The sequence below is a fragment of the Clostridium sp. genome (assembly GCF_051654825.1).
Taxonomy (GTDB): domain Bacteria; phylum Bacillota; class Clostridia; order Clostridiales; family Clostridiaceae; genus Clostridium.
In genome coordinates, this window is the sequence record NZ_JBOFYU010000197.1 from 13,470 (window position 1) to 34,025 (window position 20,556).

General features: G+C 29.1%; 20 protein-coding genes. All 20 read right to left on the reverse strand.

What is annotated here, in order from left to right:
* Positions 1–146: 146 nt before the first annotated feature.
* On the reverse strand, positions 147–1,853 hold the full coding sequence (locus ACRDBA_RS11260) for an ATP-binding protein (RefSeq protein ID WP_438573013.1): 1,707 nt from the start codon (positions 1,851–1,853) through the stop codon (positions 147–149).
* 3 nt (positions 1,854–1,856) lie between these two features.
* Entirely contained in the window at positions 1,857–2,555 is a 699-nt protein-coding gene (locus ACRDBA_RS11265) for a winged helix-turn-helix domain-containing protein (RefSeq protein ID WP_438573014.1), read from the reverse strand.
* A 30-nt stretch (positions 2,556–2,585) separates the two neighbouring features.
* Positions 2,586–3,323: a peptidoglycan editing factor PgeF gene (gene pgeF, locus ACRDBA_RS11270; protein WP_438573015.1), complete on the reverse strand. Its 738-nt coding sequence runs from the start codon at positions 3,321–3,323 to the stop codon at positions 2,586–2,588.
* Between the two features lie 143 nt (positions 3,324–3,466).
* The gene (nrdR, locus tag ACRDBA_RS11275) at positions 3,467–3,922 is read right to left on the reverse strand and encodes a transcriptional regulator NrdR (protein ID WP_438573016.1); all 456 of its coding nucleotides are present in this window, start codon (positions 3,920–3,922) and stop codon (positions 3,467–3,469) included.
* A 69-nt stretch (positions 3,923–3,991) separates the two neighbouring features.
* The gene (locus ACRDBA_RS11280; RefSeq protein WP_438573017.1) at positions 3,992–4,312 is read right to left on the reverse strand and encodes a YlmC/YmxH family sporulation protein; all 321 of its coding nucleotides are present in this window, start codon (positions 4,310–4,312) and stop codon (positions 3,992–3,994) included.
* A 75-nt stretch (positions 4,313–4,387) separates the two neighbouring features.
* A complete protein-coding gene (gene sigG / locus ACRDBA_RS11285; protein ID WP_438573018.1) occupies positions 4,388–5,161 on the reverse strand; it encodes an RNA polymerase sporulation sigma factor SigG in 774 nt (257 codons plus the stop codon).
* A gap of 81 nt (positions 5,162–5,242) precedes the next feature.
* Positions 5,243–5,950 (reverse strand): RNA polymerase sporulation sigma factor SigE, encoded by a 708-nt coding sequence (gene sigE / locus ACRDBA_RS11290; RefSeq protein ID WP_438573019.1) that lies wholly within the window; start codon positions 5,948–5,950, stop codon positions 5,243–5,245.
* Between the two features lie 9 nt (positions 5,951–5,959).
* On the reverse strand, positions 5,960–6,757 hold the full coding sequence (locus ACRDBA_RS11295; RefSeq protein WP_438573020.1) for a sigma-E processing peptidase SpoIIGA: 798 nt from the start codon (positions 6,755–6,757) through the stop codon (positions 5,960–5,962).
* Between the two features lie 178 nt (positions 6,758–6,935).
* A complete protein-coding gene (gene ftsZ / locus ACRDBA_RS11300; RefSeq protein WP_438573021.1) occupies positions 6,936–8,063 on the reverse strand; it encodes a cell division protein FtsZ in 1,128 nt (375 codons plus the stop codon).
* Positions 8,064–8,618: 555 nt separating this feature from the next.
* The gene (locus ACRDBA_RS11305) at positions 8,619–9,674 is read right to left on the reverse strand and encodes a type IV pilus twitching motility protein PilT (protein WP_438573022.1); all 1,056 of its coding nucleotides are present in this window, start codon (positions 9,672–9,674) and stop codon (positions 8,619–8,621) included.
* Between the two features lie 126 nt (positions 9,675–9,800).
* Positions 9,801–10,496, reverse strand: coding sequence for an RNA polymerase sporulation sigma factor SigK (sigK, locus tag ACRDBA_RS11310; protein WP_438573023.1), 696 nt, complete (start codon positions 10,494–10,496; stop codon positions 9,801–9,803).
* 178 nt (positions 10,497–10,674) lie between these two features.
* Positions 10,675–12,294 (reverse strand): penicillin-binding transpeptidase domain-containing protein, encoded by a 1,620-nt coding sequence (locus ACRDBA_RS11315; protein WP_438573024.1) that lies wholly within the window; start codon positions 12,292–12,294, stop codon positions 10,675–10,677.
* 55 nt (positions 12,295–12,349) lie between these two features.
* A complete protein-coding gene (gene udk, locus ACRDBA_RS11320) occupies positions 12,350–12,967 on the reverse strand; it encodes a uridine kinase (protein WP_438573025.1) in 618 nt (205 codons plus the stop codon).
* A gap of 18 nt (positions 12,968–12,985) precedes the next feature.
* A complete protein-coding gene (locus tag ACRDBA_RS11325; protein ID WP_438573026.1) occupies positions 12,986–14,221 on the reverse strand; it encodes a peptidase U32 family protein in 1,236 nt (411 codons plus the stop codon).
* A gap of 6 nt (positions 14,222–14,227) precedes the next feature.
* Positions 14,228–14,872, reverse strand: a complete 645-nt coding sequence (locus ACRDBA_RS11330; protein ID WP_438573027.1) for an O-methyltransferase — start codon at positions 14,870–14,872, stop codon at positions 14,228–14,230.
* 20 nt (positions 14,873–14,892) lie between these two features.
* Positions 14,893–15,906, reverse strand: a complete 1,014-nt coding sequence (gene mltG, locus ACRDBA_RS11335; RefSeq protein ID WP_438573028.1) for an endolytic transglycosylase MltG — start codon at positions 15,904–15,906, stop codon at positions 14,893–14,895.
* 96 nt (positions 15,907–16,002) lie between these two features.
* The gene (gene typA / locus ACRDBA_RS11340) at positions 16,003–17,829 is read right to left on the reverse strand and encodes a translational GTPase TypA (RefSeq protein WP_438573029.1); all 1,827 of its coding nucleotides are present in this window, start codon (positions 17,827–17,829) and stop codon (positions 16,003–16,005) included.
* A gap of 159 nt (positions 17,830–17,988) precedes the next feature.
* On the reverse strand, positions 17,989–19,656 hold the full coding sequence (locus tag ACRDBA_RS11345; RefSeq protein ID WP_438573030.1) for a ribonuclease J: 1,668 nt from the start codon (positions 19,654–19,656) through the stop codon (positions 17,989–17,991).
* A gap of 66 nt (positions 19,657–19,722) precedes the next feature.
* Positions 19,723–20,184 (reverse strand): Fur family transcriptional regulator, encoded by a 462-nt coding sequence (locus tag ACRDBA_RS11350; RefSeq protein ID WP_438573031.1) that lies wholly within the window; start codon positions 20,182–20,184, stop codon positions 19,723–19,725.
* 30 nt (positions 20,185–20,214) lie between these two features.
* Positions 20,215–20,490 carry a DUF1292 domain-containing protein gene (locus ACRDBA_RS11355; protein ID WP_438573032.1) on the reverse strand — a complete coding sequence of 92 codons (276 nt, stop codon included), beginning with the start codon at positions 20,488–20,490 and terminating at the stop codon, positions 20,215–20,217.
* Positions 20,491–20,556: the final 66 nt, after the last annotated feature.

Consider the following 20,556-nt stretch of genomic DNA (forward strand, 5'->3'; position numbering starts at 1 on the left):
AAGAAAAGTTATGCTAATGTTAACTCAATTTAACATTGCCATATATTTTTATCCTTTTATTCCTTTATTTTACTTAAAATTTACTGTTTTTCACTAATTTCTTACAAAACAAAAGAGATTTAGTTAAAAACTAAACCTCTTCCCTGTTAACACTCTAGATCTTTTAACATTTTAAATCTCTTAATTTTAACAGTAAACTTACTTCCTAAACCTACCGATGATTCAACAAATATATCTCCATTAAACATTTTTACAATATGTTTTACTATAGCAAGACCTAATCCAGTTCCTCTAGTAGCTCTTGATTTATCTACTCTATAAAATCTTTCAAAAATTCTTGGTAAGTCTTCCTTTGGAATACCAATACCGTTATCAATTACTTCTATATATGTCCATTCTTTTACATTAAATATTTTCACCTTAACTAAAGTATTATCTTCCGAATATTTTACAGCATTTTCTATTAAATTAAGCATCAACTGTAAGAATTTATCCTTATCTCCAACAAGATTAACTTCATTTTTATTTATCAAATCTATTTTTATAAATCTTTTGTCTGCTTGAGCTCTAACTACATTTATAGCATCTTCAATAACTTCAATAGGATTAAACTCATCTTCATTCATGCTATGATTATTTTCAATATTAGATAAAACTAATATATCATTAATTAACCTACTTAACCTTTCAGCTTCCTTATCAATTATATCTAAGAACTTTCTCCTTGTATCAATATCCTCTACATATTTAAGTGTTTCTGCAAAGCCTTTTATAGAAGTTAATGGCGTTTTTAATTCATGAGACACATTAGCCACAAATTGACTTCTCATATTTTCTAGTCTTTTTATATCTGTAATATCTTGAAGAACTACTACTGTTCCTATTTGATATCCATTAGTATCAATAATTGGAGCCTTTTTAATTCTAATTTCCTTTTCCACAGGATGAAGTACCTTTATTTCTCTTGTTTCTATCGTTGGTACTGATTTTATAAAATTAATAATATCATAATCAATTATGTGTCCACCTATATTTTCACCTATAATATTTTTATTAATCCCAAATATCTTTTTTACATAAGGATTTACAAGCATAACATTTTGATGATTATCTATCGCTATAACTCCACTTTCCATACTTTCTAATATAGCCTCTAACTTATCTTGCTTATCAAGAGCATCTTTAATTTTATGCTGAAGCTGGTCAGCCATATTATTGAAATTATGAGCTAGTGAACCTATTTCATCATTAGTATATATAATTGCTCTTTTACTTAAATCGCCATTTGCAATTTTAGCTGTAGCTGTTTCTAACTCCTTAACAGGATATATTATTGCTCTAACTAGCTTTAATGATAATGCTATAGATAATAAAACTACAAGTATCATCGCTAAAATGTAGTATTTCATATAATCAAAAGTAAATATTTTAATTGTTGATAAAGGAACTGAGGATCTTATAACATTGTTATCATTTATTTTTATAGCATAATAAACATTTTTAATCCCTTCTGTAGTACTTACTCTTTCAGCCCCTCCCTCTCCATTATTAAATGCCTTTATTATTTCATCTCTATCACCATGATACTCTAAATTCTTATTTAAATTATCATATAATACATTTCCTTCTTTATCTATTACAGTAAATCTAACTTGAAGATTATTTATCTTGAAATTACTTATATTAGCTTCTGAAAAATCATTACTTGCAATTAAAATATTATTATAATTTTTAAGTATTTCCTTTGTCTTTTCAACTTCCTTAATATTTATAAGTGCTATAAAGGAGCAATTTACTATTATAATTGCAAATAAAACAGTTATTATTGATGATGTTAATATTCTTTTTTTCATTTCTTAATCATTTGGGTTAAATCTATACCCTACTCCTCTTATAGTTTCAATAAATTTAGGATTTTTATCATCTTGCTCTATTTTTTTTCTTAAATATCTAATATGAACATCAACGGTTCTTGTTTCTCCTATATATTCATATCCCCATATCTTATCAAGCAACGTATCTCTTGTAAGTATTTTTCCTTTGTTCTTGACTAAGATATCTAGAAGTTCAAATTCTTTTAATGTCAAATCTATTCTATTTTTATCTATAATTACTTCTCTTCTATCAAAGTTTATACTTAAGCCATCACATGTAAATATTTCGTTTTCATCCTCTACTTGAACTACCCTTCTTAATACAGCCTTTACTCTAGCTAATAACTCTCTCACTGAGAAAGGCTTTGTTATATAATCATCAGCACCTAGCTCAAGCCCCAGTATTTTGTCTAATTCTTCACCCTTTGCAGTAAGCATTATAATAGATGTATTTTTAAGTTCCTTTTCTCCTCTAACTGCCTTACAAACATCAAAACCATCCATTCCTGGTAACATTAAATCTAAAAGTATTAAGTTTGGCTTTTCTTCCTTCGCTTTTTTAAATGCATCTAAACCATTATTTGCTGTTATTACCTTATAGCCTTCATTTATTAAATTATAGCTAATAAGCTCTACTATATGTCCTTCATCGTCTACTACTAAAACCTTTTCCTGTGCCATTATTCTACCTCCAGTTAATTTAAGATACTTCTATTTTATGTATGCAAAAGAAAATAATCTTCCATATGTTCCAACACTTGATCTATATGAATGCATCTTTATTTCTTTTTCACAATGAGTGCAAATATCTAATGAAAATATATTTTCTTCTTTAACTCCTATTCTTCTTAAGTCTTTAAGAATACACTCTTCCATACTTAGATTTCTTCCATTAAACAAAACATCTTCCTCAATATTAGTATGCTTTAAAAATTTTTCTTTTAACTCTTCAGAAACTTCATAGCAACACTTTCTTATATGAGGTCCTATAAATACCTTTGTATCTGAAATATCTATATCATACTTTTCCATCATTAGCTCTAAAGTTTTATAAGTTATAGAACCAAAAGTGCCTTTCCATCCACTATGTATAGCTCCAACTACTCCTTTTTCTTCGTTTACTATTATTACAGGAACACAATCCGCTGTAAATACACCTACTGCAACTTCCTTTACATTAGTGACTATAGCATCCCCCTCTTTTTTAAGTATCTCCATATCATTTTTTTCATAAATGTGTATTACATCACTATGAATTTGATTTATATATTTTATATCTTCAATATTAAATTCATCTACTATACTTTTTAAATTTTCTACACCTTCATCTATATGCCTGTTAAAGCTTCTTCCTTTTTCTGCTGTTGAAAATACAACCTTTACCTTATCTAAATCTAATTCTAAAAAATCTTCTCTTACCTTAAAGTAATCTGAACCTATTTTATTCATATACTCACCTTGTTACCTTTCTTAAATATATTTTAACATTTTTATTATTTTTTTTCTATTTTTGCGAATAGTATTAACTTTTTTAACCTATTCTTAACTTTTATCATTAAAAAAGGTTATTAGCTTAAAGCTAATAACCTTTTTTAGTTTTTGGAAACTAAGTTTTTAATTTCTTCTAAGAAAGTATTTATATCTTTAAATTGTCTATATACTGAAGCAAATCTAACATAAGAGATTTCATCTATTTCCTTTAACTTCTTCATAACCATTTCTCCAATATGCTCAGTTTCTACTTCTGTTAACATCTTATTTGAAATATTTTTTTCTATATCTGATGCTATTTTTTCTATTTGCATTCTTGAAACTGGTCTTTTTTGACAAGCAATTATTAATCCATTTACTATTTTTTCTTTATTAAAATTTTCCCTAGTTAAATCTCTTTTAATAACTAGTATAGGAATATCTTCAACCTTTTCATATGTAGTATATCTTTTATTACAATTCGAACATTCACGTCTTCTTCTAATAGTAGTATTGTCATCTGTTGATCTTGAATCTACTACTTTGCTCTCTTGAAATGAGCAAAAAGGACATTTCATCAATATCACACCTTTCTTTTGATTACTTTGCTTATTATGTATTATTATACATATATATATATTGTTTTTCTAGATACTATTTTCAAAATTTTCATTTTCTAATCCATCTGTATCTACAAGAAGTACATCTATGCCAGCTTTTTTGACACGTTCCCAAGGTATTTCTATATCTTCTTCTTTAGAGAACCATCCTTTCCCTATAGATGGCAATATAATTGCTACTACTTTGCTTTCTTTTATATCTATAACAAAATCTTTAACAAATCCTAACTTAACACCCTCCTTAATATCTATAACTTCCATAGATTTTAATCCATTTAAAGAATGTAATGTTAAATCGTTATATATAGTTTCCTCTTCTATTCCATTCAATTCACTGATAAATTTCATAAAAATTCCCCCTTTTATTATTTATTATATTGCATGTCCACCACTTAATTAATATAAAAGAGCTCTAAAAGAGCTCTATACATATTTCCTCATGTGTTTTAAGGCTGTTTTTTCTAATCTTGATACTTGAGCTTGTGATATACCTATTTCATCAGCTACTTCCATTTGAGTTCTTCCATTAAAGAACCTTAATGTTAAAATCAATTTCTCTCTATCATTTAACTTTTTCATAGCTTCTTTTATAGATATGTTTTCTAACCAGCTTTCATCACTATTTTTAGAGTCACTTATTTGGTCCATTACATAAATGGCATCTCCACCATCATGATATATAGGTTCAAAAAGAGAAACTGGATCTTGAATGGCATCAAGGGCAAATACCACTTCTTCTCTTGGAAGATTTAATTCCTTTGCTATTTGAGATACTGTGGGCTCTTTGTTGTTATCTTTAACAAGTCTATCTCTAACTAATAAAGCTTTATAAGCAATATCTCTTAAAGATCTACTAACTCTTATAGCATTGTTATCTCTTAAATATCTTCTTATTTCACCTATTATCATTGGAACAGCATAAGTTGAAAACTTAACATTTTGCCCCAAGTCAAAATTGTCAATAGCTTTCATTAAGCCAATACATCCAACTTGGAATAAATCATCTACATTTTCACCTCTATTGTTAAACCTTTGAATCACACTTAGAACTAATCTCAAATTACCTTTAATAAAAGTTTCCCTTGCTGTGGTATCTCCATCTCTCATACTAAGAAGAAGTACTCTTTTTTCCTTTTCTTTTAATACAGGTAATTTTGAAGTATTTACTCCACATATTTCTACTTTATTAATGATCAAAATCATCAACCCCTTCGGAAGTAATAACATACTGCATTTAAAAGTATTTCCGTTAGAGTTTAGTTTTATACTAAAGACAAACTAAATCATTTTATTGATTTCTTTTTTTAACCTACTTATTATCTTTTTTTCTAATCTTGATATATATGATTGTGATATCCCTAACATGTCTGCTACTTCTTTTTGTGTTTTTTCCCTAGTTCCATTTAATCCAAATCTTAATTTAACTATTTCTTTTTCTCTTTCATTTAAATGACGTAAAGCTAAAAATAAAAGTTGTTTATCCACCTCATCTTCAATCATATTATAAACTGTATCATTTTCTGTTCCTAATATATCAGATAATAATAACTCATTACCATCCCAATCAATATTTAAAGGTTCATAAAATGATATTTCAGCCTTTACTTTACTATTTCTTCTTAAATACATTAATATTTCATTTTCTATACATCTAGATGCATAAGTAGCTAGTTTTATTTTCTTTTCAGGATTAAATGTATTTACAGCTTTTATAAGACCAATAGTTCCTACTGATATTAAATCTTCTACACATACACCTGTATTTTCAAACTTTCTTGCAATATACACTACTAATCTTAAGTTTCTCTCAATTAGAATATCTCTAATGGATTCATCCCCCTTAATTAGTTTTTCAACTAATTCCTCTTCCTCCTCCTTTTTTAAAGGTGGTGGCAGAGCATCGTTTCCTCCAACATAATGTACTTTTGGCTTAAATAAGTTCAGTTTTTCAAAAAGTCTGTTTAATAATATCTCTAATTTTAACATAGGCCCCCCCTATATAATTCCTCTAGATAATAATGCATTGAATTCGTTTTCTTTACTTAATTTATTATTACATCCACATATAATTGCTTCTACTGATTTCCATTCACCCTTTTCAGGTCTTATTCTTATCCCATCTCCCTTAAATCCTTCTAAGCGACCATCTTCACTAATAGTTTTATAGGCTATATAAAATATATTATCCTTTTTAATTTCTATTTCTTCTAGATAGCTACTTTCTACAATTATGCAAGGCAAATTGGTTATTGGTTCTCTTAACTCATTTCCTGTGTCTAGGAATCCCTTTATAAAATAACTTTTATTATTTTGGCAAATTTCTATATCGTAAATTAAACCTTTAATAATAGATCTTTCTCTTAAGTAATCCATGATTCTAACAATAACAATGTATAAAATCATTAATGAAATAAGTACATACTTCATAGAATTATTATCTATACTAAACTTATTTGTTAAACTATATTGATTTTGCATTATAACAAATGAAAAACATATTCCACATAAAGTAAACGATGAAATTAGGAAGGTAACTAATGCTTTAATTATGTTTCCTAGTTTTCTTTGTTCAATAGACATTGCTATCATCATCATTGCAACAATAATTTGTATAGGTATTGAAGATGCTATCTTTATTTCTAAAAACAAAACTAATGTATATAAGGCCCCTAAAGCCGCTGCTAAATATATAGTTCTTTTATAGTTAAACTTTAATAATCTCATACTTATTAATAGTAAAAATAAATTTACAATAAAGTTCTCTATTAAAAGTATGTCTATATATACCACCATCCTTATCCCTCCTTTATTTAAATTATAAACTTTATTAAATCAAAATTTTGTCATAATGGCTCTTCTAAAACAATATTTCACTCCTTTATTTTTTACATATATTTACATTTTAATTTACTACTATCTTTTTTTCTATAAAAAAAAGACAATGATTTTTGAAATCATTGTCTTTGCTCTACTATCTTCTTGATCTTAAAAAACTTGGTATATTTACACTTTCAGTATCAATATCTAAAAGTGGATCAACTTTAGATTGAGTTTGCTCTATTGCTGATTGTTCTTCAACCTTTGGTTGTTCTTGAACAATAGGTTTTCTTTCAATTACTGGTTGTGAAGTTATTAACTTATGATTGTCCTCTTCAAAACCTGTTGCAATTACTGTTATTCTTATTTCATCATTTAATGTTTCGTCTATAACAGCACCAAATATTATGTTTGCATCTGGATCTGCAGATTCTCTTACAATATCAGCAGCTTCATAAACTTCTATAGCTCCTAAGTCTGCTCCACCAGTAAAGTTGATTATAACTCCTGTAGCACCATCAATTGAAGTTTCTAATAATGGTGATGAAATTGCTTGTCTTACAGCATCTTGAGCTTTATTATCCCCTGTACCATGTCCAACACCCATATGTGCTAATCCTTTATTTAACATAACAGTTTCTATGTCAGCAAAGTCAGCATTAACAACCCCTGGAATTGTTATAAGGTCAGATATTGCTTGAACCCCTTGTCTTAGTACATCATCTGCAAGTCTAAATGAATCTAATAAAGTTGTCTTTTTATCAGCCATTGTTAATAATCTCTCATTAGGAATTATTACTAATGTATCAACTGCATTCATAAGATTTTCTATACCCATTTCAGCATGTCTCATTCTTCTCTTTCCTTCAAATGGGAAAGGTTTAGTAACAACACCCACTGTTAGTATATTCATAGATTTAGCTATTTCCGCAACTACTGGTGCTGCCCCTGTACCAGTTCCACCACCCATACCAGCAGTAATGAATACCATATTTGCACCTTTTATAGCACTAGCTATTTCTTCTCTACTTTCTTCTGCAGCTCTTTTACCAATTTCAGGATTCGCTCCTGCTCCTAGTCCTCTAGTAAGCTTTTCTCCTATTTGTATTTTTACATTGGCATGAGATAACATTAAAGCTTGCTTATCTGTGTTTACAGCTATAAACTCTACATTTTTTAATCCTTCAGCTATCATTCTATTAACGGCATTTCCTCCGCCGCCACCACAACCAATAACTTTAATATTGGTTAATTCTTGCATATCTACTTCGAAATCTAACAAAATTAATTCCTCCTTTAGAAAGTATGTATTAGTATTTTACATTAGTCAAAAACATATTCTTCTCTACCCAATTTATACTCCCACTTAATTCACTTAAATTGATTATATAAATTAAACTATCTCCACCTTTAATTTTAACTCATTATGTACCACTTTAACAATAGTAATTAAGTAAATAATGAAGAATTTTGTACTCTCTTGCCTTTACTAATAGGTTGGTAAAGAAATTTTATAATATTTTTATATTATTTTCTATTTTTCTAAGAGCAACTTAAATATTTCCGTATAAGATTATACTACTAAAATAATAAAAATATCCAGTATTTTTATTATTAAATTCAATGTTGCCCATACTTTTGCATTATTTTATATAAAACAACTAAATATACACACATTATTTTACTAATTAAATATTATTTTATAATCATACCCCTAAACTATAAGATAACATTTGTTAATTATAATATTCAACATAAAAGTAAAATTTCCTCTATTAAAATTAATTTAATTTATTTTTTTTTATAAAAAAGGTGTTAATTTCTTAACACCTTTTTATTATAACATCATTATTCTTTTTATAGTTTCTCTATCAACAGCATATGTTAATGCTGTTTCACTGCTAATTGCACCTTTTCTATATAATTCAGCTAATGCCATATCCATTGTTTTCATACCATACTTACTTCCAGTTTGAATTGCTGATTCAATTTGATAAGTTTTTCCTTCTCTAATTAAATTTTGTATTCCTGGAGTTGTAACCATGATTTCAAGTGACGCAACTCTACCGTTATCATCTATGTTTTGTACTAACTGCTGTGAAATTATTCCCTCAAGAACTGCAGATAACTGCACCCTAACTTGTTGTTGCTGATGTGGTGGAAAAACATCTATTATTCTGTCTATTGTCTTAGCAGCACCTATTGTATGTAGTGTTGAGAACACTAAGTGACCAGTTTCAGCTGCTGTAATAGCAATAGATATCGTTTCAAGGTCCCTCATCTCCCCTACTAATATAACATCTGGATCTTCTCTTAAAATAGCTTTTAAAGCACTTTGATAGCTTTTTGTATCTTTTCCTATTTCTCTTTGGTTAATTATACACTTATTGTGCTTGTGTAAATGCTCAATAGGATCTTCTAATGTTATTATATGTGCTTCTCTTGTGTTGTTTATTTCATTTATCATTGCTGCAAGTGTAGTACTTTTCCCGCTTCCTGTTGGACCTGTCACTAACACTAAGCCTCTTTTTTTCTGTATAATATCTTTTATCACTGATGGATAATTTAATTCATCTAATGTTGGAACCTTTAATGCTATAACTCTAATAGCAATAGCATCACTATCTCTTTGTTTAAAAACATTTACTCTAAATCTCCCAACACCAGCTAATGAATATGATGTATCTAATTCTCCGATATCGCAATATTTTTCATAATTATTTTCTAAAATTTCTTTTGCAAAAGATTCAATTGCATCTGGTGAAAGTTTTTCAAGCCCTAATCTTATAAGTCTTCCATTTACTCTTATAGTTGGTGGTAATCCAACTGTTAAATGTAAGTCAGATGCTCCTGATTCTATTGTTTTATATAATAGTTCCTTTAATAAATACATCTAATATCCTCCCTTTTCTTTTGCAATGCATCATTTAGTTTTATATTCTATACTAAACTTCAAATTCCTTCTTCTTTACTTATAATATATCATAATAAGACATATTTTTGTAAAAAGGTTTTGATTTTATTTAGTTGAAAGCTCTTTTTTTAATTTTCTTAAAGCTTTTTTCTCAATTCTTGACACATAGGACCTAGATATACCTAATAATGTTGCAATTTCTCTTTGTGTTCTACATCTTCCATCAATCAAGCCATATCTCATTTTTAAAATTTCGCCTTCTCTATCACTTAAAGACATACAAATCTTATTATAAAGAGATTTAATTTGAAGATTACTCTCAACCTTTTCTAATACAGAATCCTTTTCGCTACTTAAAACATCTATTAAACAAATTTCATTTCCCTCTTTATCAACGCCTATTGGATCTTGAAGATAAACTTCGCTTTTTTGTTTTTTATTATTTCTAAAAAGCATTAAAATTTCATTTTCAATACATCTTGATGCATAAGTAGCAAGTCTTGTTCCTTTAGATCCATCAAATGAATCAATCGCTTTTATCAAACCAACAGTACCTATAGATATTAGTTCATCTACATCTTTATTTGGAAACGTATATTTTTTTACTATATGAGCTACTAATCTTAAATTTCTTTCAATCAGAACGCCCTTAGCTTCTTTATCCCCTTCCTTCAAAAGCGCTAGATAATGCTCTTCTTCTTTCTCATCTAGTGGTTTCGGAAATGTATTGTTGCCTGCAATATATCCTGTTAAAAATACTGTGTTGCATAGCAGCTCAATAATATTTGATACAAAAAACACAGAACTTCCTCCTAGTAGTGCTTATTATATAATATGATATATAACAAAAAAATTGCTTATTGTTTTAAAATAAATTTGGAATACTTTTTTTAAAACTTAACATTTTTTAACCACCTCTAAAAGGAAATCCCCTTAATCTATACACTATACTATAAGTATATTTTTTATCTCTTTACATTTATTCAGTTAAAGTTTTTACAACATCTCTAAAAATTGGTGCTCCTGTATTTCCACCACCTAGTTCTCTTCCATCTGGATGCTTTTCACCTATATTAGGAGCTATAACCACAAGAGAATACTTTTTACCATCCTTTACAAAATACCCTGCAAACCAACCATGATTAGTTCCTCCATTACCTGTAGCAGTGCCTGTTTTTCCACCTACATCTACTCCATCCACTTTTGCTTCAAAACCTGAACCTTCCCAAATTACTTTATGCATAGTTTCTTGAGCTATTTTTGCAGCTGTTTGACTAAATACTCTTACAGATTCATTTTCAAATTTTTGAACTACTTCATCATTTTTATCTAATATTTCCTCAACAATTGTTGGCTTAATATATACCCCATCATTTATTATAGTATTATAAACTCCGGCCATTTGAATTGGTGTTACCATAATTGTTTGACCAATTGATATATTATTCATACTATCTTCCGCAGTTGGCTTACTTCCTTCAGCTTCATTTTTACTTTTACCTTGTAAGTTTATAACTCTTTTGAATAATCCCATTTTCTCTAAATATTTCATTGCATCTTCATATCCAATTAAATGACCTATTTTAGCTGAAATATCATTACAAGATATTTTCAAAGCATCTTCCACTGATAACTCACCATGTCCATAAGGTTTTCCACCCTTACTGCAAATTTCTCCTGTACAAGAAAATACATCTGTTGGACTTATTAAGCCTTTATCTAAGCCCATTGTTTCAATTGCTATCTTGAATATAGAACCAGGCTCATATCCTAATTGTTCAATTCCTAAATTGACATTAGCTTGAGATTCATCCTTTTGAACTAGTGCTCTTACTTTTCCTGTTTCTGCTTCAGATACAACTACTCCAACATTTTTCAAAAAGGAATATTCATCTCTTCTTAGTACTTCTCTTATTTTTTCTTCCCATTCTTTATCTATAGTTAATTTTATATTATTACTTACTTCTCCAACATCTAATACACCCTTACTATAGACTGCTTTATCATCTAAATAAAATCTTGATTTTGGCATTTCATTTTTATTTAAATATTTATTAAGTTCCCATTCGATTGAACCATAAACAGGTTCTTCAACTCCAATATTTGAAAGAAAGCTCCCAACTCTCCATGCATCCTTAGAATCCACTTCATCATATATGTACGTGTAAATACCTTTAATATTTTCTAAATTATTAATTTTATTATATACTTCTTCACTTACCTTATAATATCGCTTTCCACCTTCATTCATTATATCTGTATAATTAAATTCTGGGTCTTCTGATTTCATTATAAAGTTTAAAGCCATTAAATCCTCAATAGTTTCTTCATAATTATTTAGCATAAATGGTTGTGTATCTAATACCATTACATATCTCTTATTATAATCTAACATATCCTTTCCATTTGTATCTAAAATTCTGTATCTCATTTCAGAAATATTTTCAGTTTGATGATTAGTCATTTCTCCTGAAACAGTTTCTGAAGGATGTACTTGAAGAAAGTAAAGCCTTACCCCTAAAGCTAACATTATTAAAAAGAATAAAGCTATAACCATTGTAATTCTATTATTATCTATAGCCCTCCTTTTTTCTTCCATAAAAAAACACCTCCATAAGCTAAATTCTAGCCTCTGGAGGTATTTTCTATTCACTTTATTTTAATATATCTTTTATTTTACTAACTAATATATCTATAGCTACTTTGTTTTGTCCACCTTCTGGAACAATTATATCTGCATATCTTTTTGTTGGCTCAGTAAATTGCATATGCATTGGTCTTACTACACCTAAATATTGATCAACTACAGATTCAACAGTTCTGCCTCTTTCACTTATATCTCTAACTAATCTTCTTAGGATTCTTATATCAGCATCAGTATCCACATAAACTTTTATATCTAAAAGTTCTCTTAATCTTTCATCTTCAAGAACTAATATACCTTCAACTATAATAATATCTCTCGCTTCAATTCTTATAGTTTCTTCTGCTCTATTATGATTAGAAAAATCATAGATTGGCTTATCTATTCCCTTTCCATTTATTAGTTCCTTTAAATGCTTAATTAATAAATCATTGTCAAAGGCTCTTGGATGATCGTAGTTAGTTTTAACTCTTTCTTCCATTGTTAAATGACTTTGATCCTTGTAGTACATATCTTGCTGGATCATAGCAATACATTCATCAGAAAAGCTTGAATATATTTCATCAGCAATTGTACTTTTTCCTGATCCTGTTCCTCCAGTTATTCCAATAAGTATAGGCTTTTTCATTTGTTTTCCTCCTAGTTTTTACAGTTTCAATACTTTTTTTGCTTTAATTAACATATCCTTTTCTTTTAAAGGCGTGTCAACTTTAGCTGTAAATCTCATATGTGCTCTATTTGCTACATCTGTTTTTACTTCTTTTTCTATATCATACATATCCTTAAGTTCAACATTAAAATTAGGAGTATGTGCTCTTAGTACTTCAACATCATCACCTTCAAAAACTCTATTCTTTTGAAGTATAGTTGCAGTTTTAGTTTCTGGATCATATGATTCTACTACACCAACTATATCATAATCTCTAACATATGATGCTTTCTCATAGTTTTGCTCACCAGATTTTCCAAAGAAGAATCCTGTATGATATTGTCTATGGCTTACTCTTAATAAAGTATCCATCCATTCTTGTTTAAATACATAGTTTTCTGGATCTTCCATATATGAATCAATGGCTTCTCTATATGCTTTAACTACTGAAGCAACATAGAATTCACTTTTCATTCTTCCTTCGATTTTAAATGAATATATTCCACTTTGCATTAATTCTGGAATATGATTTATCATACAAAGATCTTTTGAATTCATTATATATGTACCATTATCATCTTCTACAACTGGATAATACTCACCTGGTCTAGTTTCTTCAACTAAATAGTATTTATATCTACATGCATTTGAGCATATTCCTTTGTTAGCATCTCTTCCTAACATATAGTTTGAAATTAAGCATCTTCCTGAATATGCAATACACATTGAACCATGAACAAATGCTTCTAACTCACATTCTTCTGGTAAATTCTCTTTAATAACCTTTATTTCATTGAAAGTTAGCTCTCTTGCTAAAACTATTCTCTTAATTCCTTGTTCATGCCAAAACTTTGCTGCTTTCCAGTTTACAGTATTCGCTTGAGTACTTAAATGTATTTCTAAATCTGGTGCAACTTCCTTTGCTGCAACAACTATTGATGGATCTGCTACTATTATTCCATCTACATTTAATTCATATAATCCCTTTATATATTCCTCAACACCATTCAAATCATGATTTCTTGGGAAAACATTCATTGTTACATAAATCTTTCTTCCTCTATCATGACAATACTTTACACCTTCTGCTATTTCATCATTTGTAAAGTTATCTGAAAATGCTCTTAGGTTTAGTCTTCCTCCACCTATATAAACTGCATCTGCTCCAAAATCTATTGCTATTTTTAATTTTTCTAGGCTACCTGCTGGTGCTAAAATTTCTGGTTTCATCATTTTACATTACCTCCTTTTAGTCACTGCAATTCCATCCCCCATAGGTATTACAGATGTAATTAAACCTTCATCCTTTGATACAAGATCTAAGTACGTTTTCATTCTTTTTACTATTGTTATCTTTCTTCTTTTCACTAGGTCCTTTGATGCAACCATTCCCCTAAATAATACATTGTCAGCAATTATGATTCCATCTTCCTTTAATAATCTAATGCAATGAGGTAAAAAGTGATTATAGTGACCTTTTCCTGCATCCATAAATATTAAATCATATGGCTTATCAAGCTTTTCAAGAATTTCTAAACAATCTCCTTCTTTAATTTCAATTTTATCCTGAAGATTAAATTTTTCAAAATTCTCTCTAGCATATTTAATCATATTTTCATCACGTTCAATAGTGGTAATTGTTGGATTAGTTCCTGCTGCTTCATACATTAATGTAGCTGAATATCCGATAGCTGTTCCTAGCTCTAATATTCTTAAAGGCTTTTTCATACTTACCATAAACTCTAAGAATTTTGCTGTTTCCTTTTGTGCAATTGGAACTGCATTTTCCTTTGCAAAATCTTCAAGTTCTTTATATATCCCTTTATTATCAGGTATTAATCCTCTTATATACTCTTCCATATAATCATAAGTAATTCCACTCATTTTTGTCCTCCAAAATAATACTAATATCCTAATTCATTAAGTTTATTCATAAAGTCTACATCATCATTAGTAAAGTAATGGTGCAAGTTATCATTTTCTAATACATAAAATAAATAATCTGTTTTTTCAGGATTTAAAGCCGCTAATATTGATGGTAATCCAGGATTTGCTATAGGTCCTATTGGTAATCCATCAATTCTATATGTATTGTATGGTGATTCAGTTTCTAAATGACTATTTAAAACTGTTTCAACATGATTTCCTAATGCATAAATTACTGTTGCATCTATTTGAAGCTTCATTCCTTTTTCTATTCTATTATAAATAACAGAAGATATTAAAGGCCTTTCTTCATCTACTCTAGATTCTTTTTCTATCATTGATGCCACTGTAATTATTCCATCCATATCATCTTCATTAACTTTTAAATTTGAAATTTCTAAAGCTTCATTCCAAACTTCTTTAAATCTATTAACCATAATTTCAATGATTTTTTCTGGATTTTCATTTTTATTAATACTATATGTATCTGGATATAAATATCCTTCTAAACTATATCTTTTCTCGGCATTACCTTTTATAAATGAAGGCAGCTTATATTCTTTTGCAGTCTCAATAAACTCCGAATAAGAACATATCCCTTCTTTCTCTAATTTACCTGCTATATCTTCAACAGAATATCCTTCAGGAACTGTAAATTTAACTGCATTTTGTAATGATTCTGTAGTTAGTTTAGTAACTATATCATTTATACTCATATTATTATCTAATGTATATTCTCCTGGCTTAACGTCAAGATCTTTATTAGTAACTTTTAAATATAACTTAATAAAGGAAACTCCACTAATTTGCCCATTTTCTTTTAATTCACCTAAAATACTATAAAAATTATCCCCTTCTTCAACTTTAACAACTATAGTATCTTTAGATTTTAATGGATCACTTATTGATTTAGTAAATAATACTATTGGAATTGCCAATATTAATATAATTACAATTAGAGGTATTAGGCTTTTAAGCTTTGAATTTTTCATTAAAAACCTCCTATATACAAAAGTAAATAGCCTAAAAATAGGCTATTTACTATATTATAATACTTTTTTATATATTTTCAAAGTAATTTTTACATATTACTTTTTGCTTCTACTAGTTATTCTTCTTCTTTCTCCAGCATCTAAGCATCTCTTTCTCATTCTTACACTTTCTGGAGTAACTTCAACTAATTCATCTGAGTTTATGAACTCTAAACATTGTTCTAATGACATTTGTCTTGGAGGTGTTAATTTTAAAGCATCATCTGCTCCTGATGATCTAGTATTTGTAAGTTTCTTTCCTTTACAAATGTTTATATCTAAATCTTCAGCTCTTGCACTTTCACCAACTATCATCCCTTGATATACCGGAACTCCAGCTCCTATGAATAGTGTTCCTCTTTCTTGTGCATTATATAAACCATAAGTTATAGCTTCTCCATCTTCAAATGAACATATTGATCCTCTGCTTCTTTCTGGCATTGTACCCTTATAAGGAGCATATCCGTGGAATACGTGGTTCATTATACCATTACCTTTTGTATCAGTCATGAATTCACTTCTAAATCCTATAAGACCTCTAGCTGGAATTACAAATTCTAATCTTGTATATCCATTAACTGCTGATGTCATATTAACCATTTCACCTTTTCTAGGTCCTAGCTTTTCCATAACAGGTCCCATAAATTCTTCTGGAACGTCTATAGTTAAGTATTCCATAGGCTCAACTTTTTTACCGTTTTCTTCTTTGAATATAACGTTAGCTTTTGAAACTTGAAGTTCGTAACCTTCTCTTCTCATTGTTTCTATAAGTATTGATAAGTGAAGTTCTCCTCTTCCTGATACTTCAAAGCAATCTGAAGATACTTCATTAACTCTTAAACTTACGTTTGTTTCAAGTTCTTTCATTAATCTATCTCTTAAATGTCTTGATGTAACGAAATCTCCTTCTTTTCCTGCAAATGGTGAGTCATTAACCATAAAGTTCATGCTTAATGTTGGCTCATCAATTTTTACAAACGGTAAAGCTTCAGGGTTTTGAGCATCTGCAATTGTTTCACCAATGTTACAATCTGGAATACCACTTAATGCTATTATATCACCTAACCCAGCTTCTTGAGCTTCAACTCTATTTGTTCCATCATATGTATAAACATTTGAAACCTTGTAGTTTGAAACTGAACCGTCGTTTCTTACTAAAGCTACTTGTTGGTTCTTCTTAACCATACCTCTTTGTACTTTACCAACTGCAATTCTTCCTACATATTCACTAGTATCTAATGTAGTAACTAACATTTGGAATGGTCCATCAACATATCCTTCTGGTGCTTCTACTTTTTCAAGTATAGTATCAAATAAAGGTGTCATATTTTCATTAGTATCTTCTACATTATATCTAGCAAAACCTTCTCTAGCTGAAGCATATATAATTGGGAAGTCTAACTGTTCATCATCTGCACCTAATTCTAAGAATAAGTCAAATACTTCATCTATTACAACTTCAGGTCTAGCATTTGGCTTGTCAATTTTGTTTATTACAACTATTGGCTTTAATCCTAATTCAAGAGCCTTCTTTAAAACGAACTTTGTTTGTGGCATTGGACCTTCGTATGAATCTACTACTAGTAATACTGAGTCAACCATGTTAAGTACACGCTCAACTTCTCCACCGAAATCAGCATGCCCTGGTGTATCTACAACGTTTATTTTTATATCATTATAAACTAAAGCTGTATTTTTTGAAAGAATTGTAATTCCTCTTTCTTTTTCTAAATCATTTGAGTCCATTACTCTTTCTTCAACTTTTTCATTAGCTCTAAATACATTACTTTCTTTTAATAATGCATCAACTAATGTTGTCTTACCGTGGTCAACGTGAGCTATAATAGCTATATTTCTTATACTGTCTCTTTTAACTAATTCCATTTATTTTCCTCCAGTGTATCATATATTATAGATGTAAACCTATAACTTATTTTCTCCAAAATAAAATTGGATACACCTGTATCCAATTTCCAATTATCATTTTTTTATTTAACTCTAATATATTCTAAGGTTAAAATCCCTAAATGTCAACACAATGTGCTATATTTCCATTATTATCGGAAGTATCATAGGCTTTCTCTTAGTCTTTTCATATAAATAAGCTCTTAATTCATCTCTCATTTTTGATTTTAAACTTGCCCAATCTGTGATTTTCTTTTCTTCACATTGTTGTAAAACTTCTTTAACAATCTCCTTAGCATCATCCATTAACCCTTCAGATTCTCTTACATATACGAATCCTCTTGAAATTATATCTGGTCCAGCAACTACTGTATTATTTTCTTTAGATAGTGTTACTACAACTGTTAAAATACCGTCTTGTGATAAATGTTTTCTATCTCTTAAAACAATATTTCCAACATCTCCAACACCTAGTCCATCTACAAAAATTTGACCTGATATAACAGAACCATTTTTTCTAATTCCTTGTCTGTTTACTTCAATAATATCTCCATTTTCAGCTATAATAACATTTTCTTCAGGCATTCCTAAATTGATTGCTAGCTCTCCATGTTGCTTTAAATGTCTATATTCTCCATGAACTGGAATAAAGAATTTTGGTTTTACTAAACATTGCATTAGCTTTAATTCTTCTTGACAAGCATGACCTGATACGTGAACCTCAGCTAAAGAATCATATATAACCTCTGCACCCTTTTTAAATAACTGGTTAATAACTTTAGAAACAAGTTTTTCATTACCAGGTATAGGTGTGGCAGAAATTATAACCGTATCTCCTTGAACAATATTTACCTTTCTATGCTCTGATGCAGCCATTCTAGCTAATGCTGACATTGGCTCTCCTTGGCTTCCAGTTGTAATTATTACTACTTGCTCATTGTTATATTTATTAATTTGATCTATTCCAACTAACATGTCTTTTTCAAATTCTAAATATCCAAGTTCTATAGCAACTGCTACAATATTTTCCATACTTCTTCCTGACACAGCAACTTTTCTATCATAAACTCTAGCTGCATCAATTATTTGTTGGATTCTATGAATATTTGAAGCAAATGTAGCTACTATAATTCTTCCCTTAGTTTTTGAGAAAATTCTTTTGAAGCTCTCTCCAACCTTCTTTTCAGACATAGTATATCCTGGTCTCTCAACATTTGTTGAATCTGCCATCATTGCTAAAACACCTTTTCTTCCAAGCTCTGCAAATCTTGCAAAATCTGTTGGCTGTCCATCAATAGGCGTATAGTCTATTTTAAAATCTCCAGTGTGTAAAACCACACCTAACGGAGTGTGTATCGCTATTGCTACTGAATCTGCAATAGAATGATTTGTTTTTATAAACTCTACTGAAACCGAGTTTAATTTTATAACATCTCTTGGTTTTACTCTTACAAGTTCTGTTGAACTTAATAATCCGTGCTCTTTTAATTTACTTTCTACTATACCAAGAGTAAGCTTAGTACCGTAAACTGGCACATTTAATTGTTTTAAAACATAAGGTAAAGCTCCTATATGATCCTCATGTCCATGTGTTAAAAATATTCCCGTAACTTTATCCTTGTTTTTAAGCAAGTAATTTACATCTGGTATAACTAAATCTATTCCGAACATATCATCATCTGGGAATTTTAGTCCGCAGTCTATAATAACTATATCGTTTTTATATTCTATTGCAGTAATATTTTTACCAATTTCATTAATTCCACCTAATGGAATAATCTTAACCTTTGCTTTTTCGTTCTTCAATACGTCCCCTCCTTTTCGCAAATATTTTGCCAGGCATTAATCTCTACTGTCGTAATATTAACCCCACTATAATATATTTTTACTTTGGCATTTTTTACAAAGACCAAAGAATTTAACGCTATGATCTAAAATTTTAAATCCATAAGTTCTCTCTATTTCATCTTCTAGCTCATCTAAAAGATCATCTTGAACTTCCATAACACTTCTACACTCGTTACATACTAAATGATGATGTCTATGAGCTTCATCTTGATGAACTAATTCATATCTACTGCATCCATCATTTAAATCTAGTTTGCATATTACCCCTAATTCCTCTAACAATAATATAGTTCTGTATACTGTTGCTAATCCTATTTCAGGGCAATTCTTTTTAACTTGATCGTATATTTCTTCTGCAGTTAAGTGCTCTCCCTCTTTTTCGATAATAGTATCTACTATTGCTCTTCTTTGTGGAGTTAATTTATATCCTTTTTGCTTTAAATCATCTTTTAAGACATTAAAATCTATAACAGTTGACTTTTCCATAGACAACACCTCTTCTTAATTAACTTATGCTTATTCTTCTTCACTAAAAATAGTATTATAAGCTTCTTGAACTGCTGCAAGTTCTACTTCATCATCTATTGGAATTAATAAGTCTTCATCATCTTCATCTTTTTCAACTTTTAATGCAAATATATCATCTTCTGTATATTCATCATCATATACAATAACATATTCTGATTTTTCTTCAGTTTCAGGATTTACCATATCAAAAAATGCTACAACATTTAATTTTACTAAATTCCCTTCTTCATCGTATAATTCAATTTGTTTTAAATCTTTATTCATTTTAAAAACTCCTTTTTATATATTGTAGTTTTTGCCCAATTGCTTGTCAATAATAAGTTTCAATTG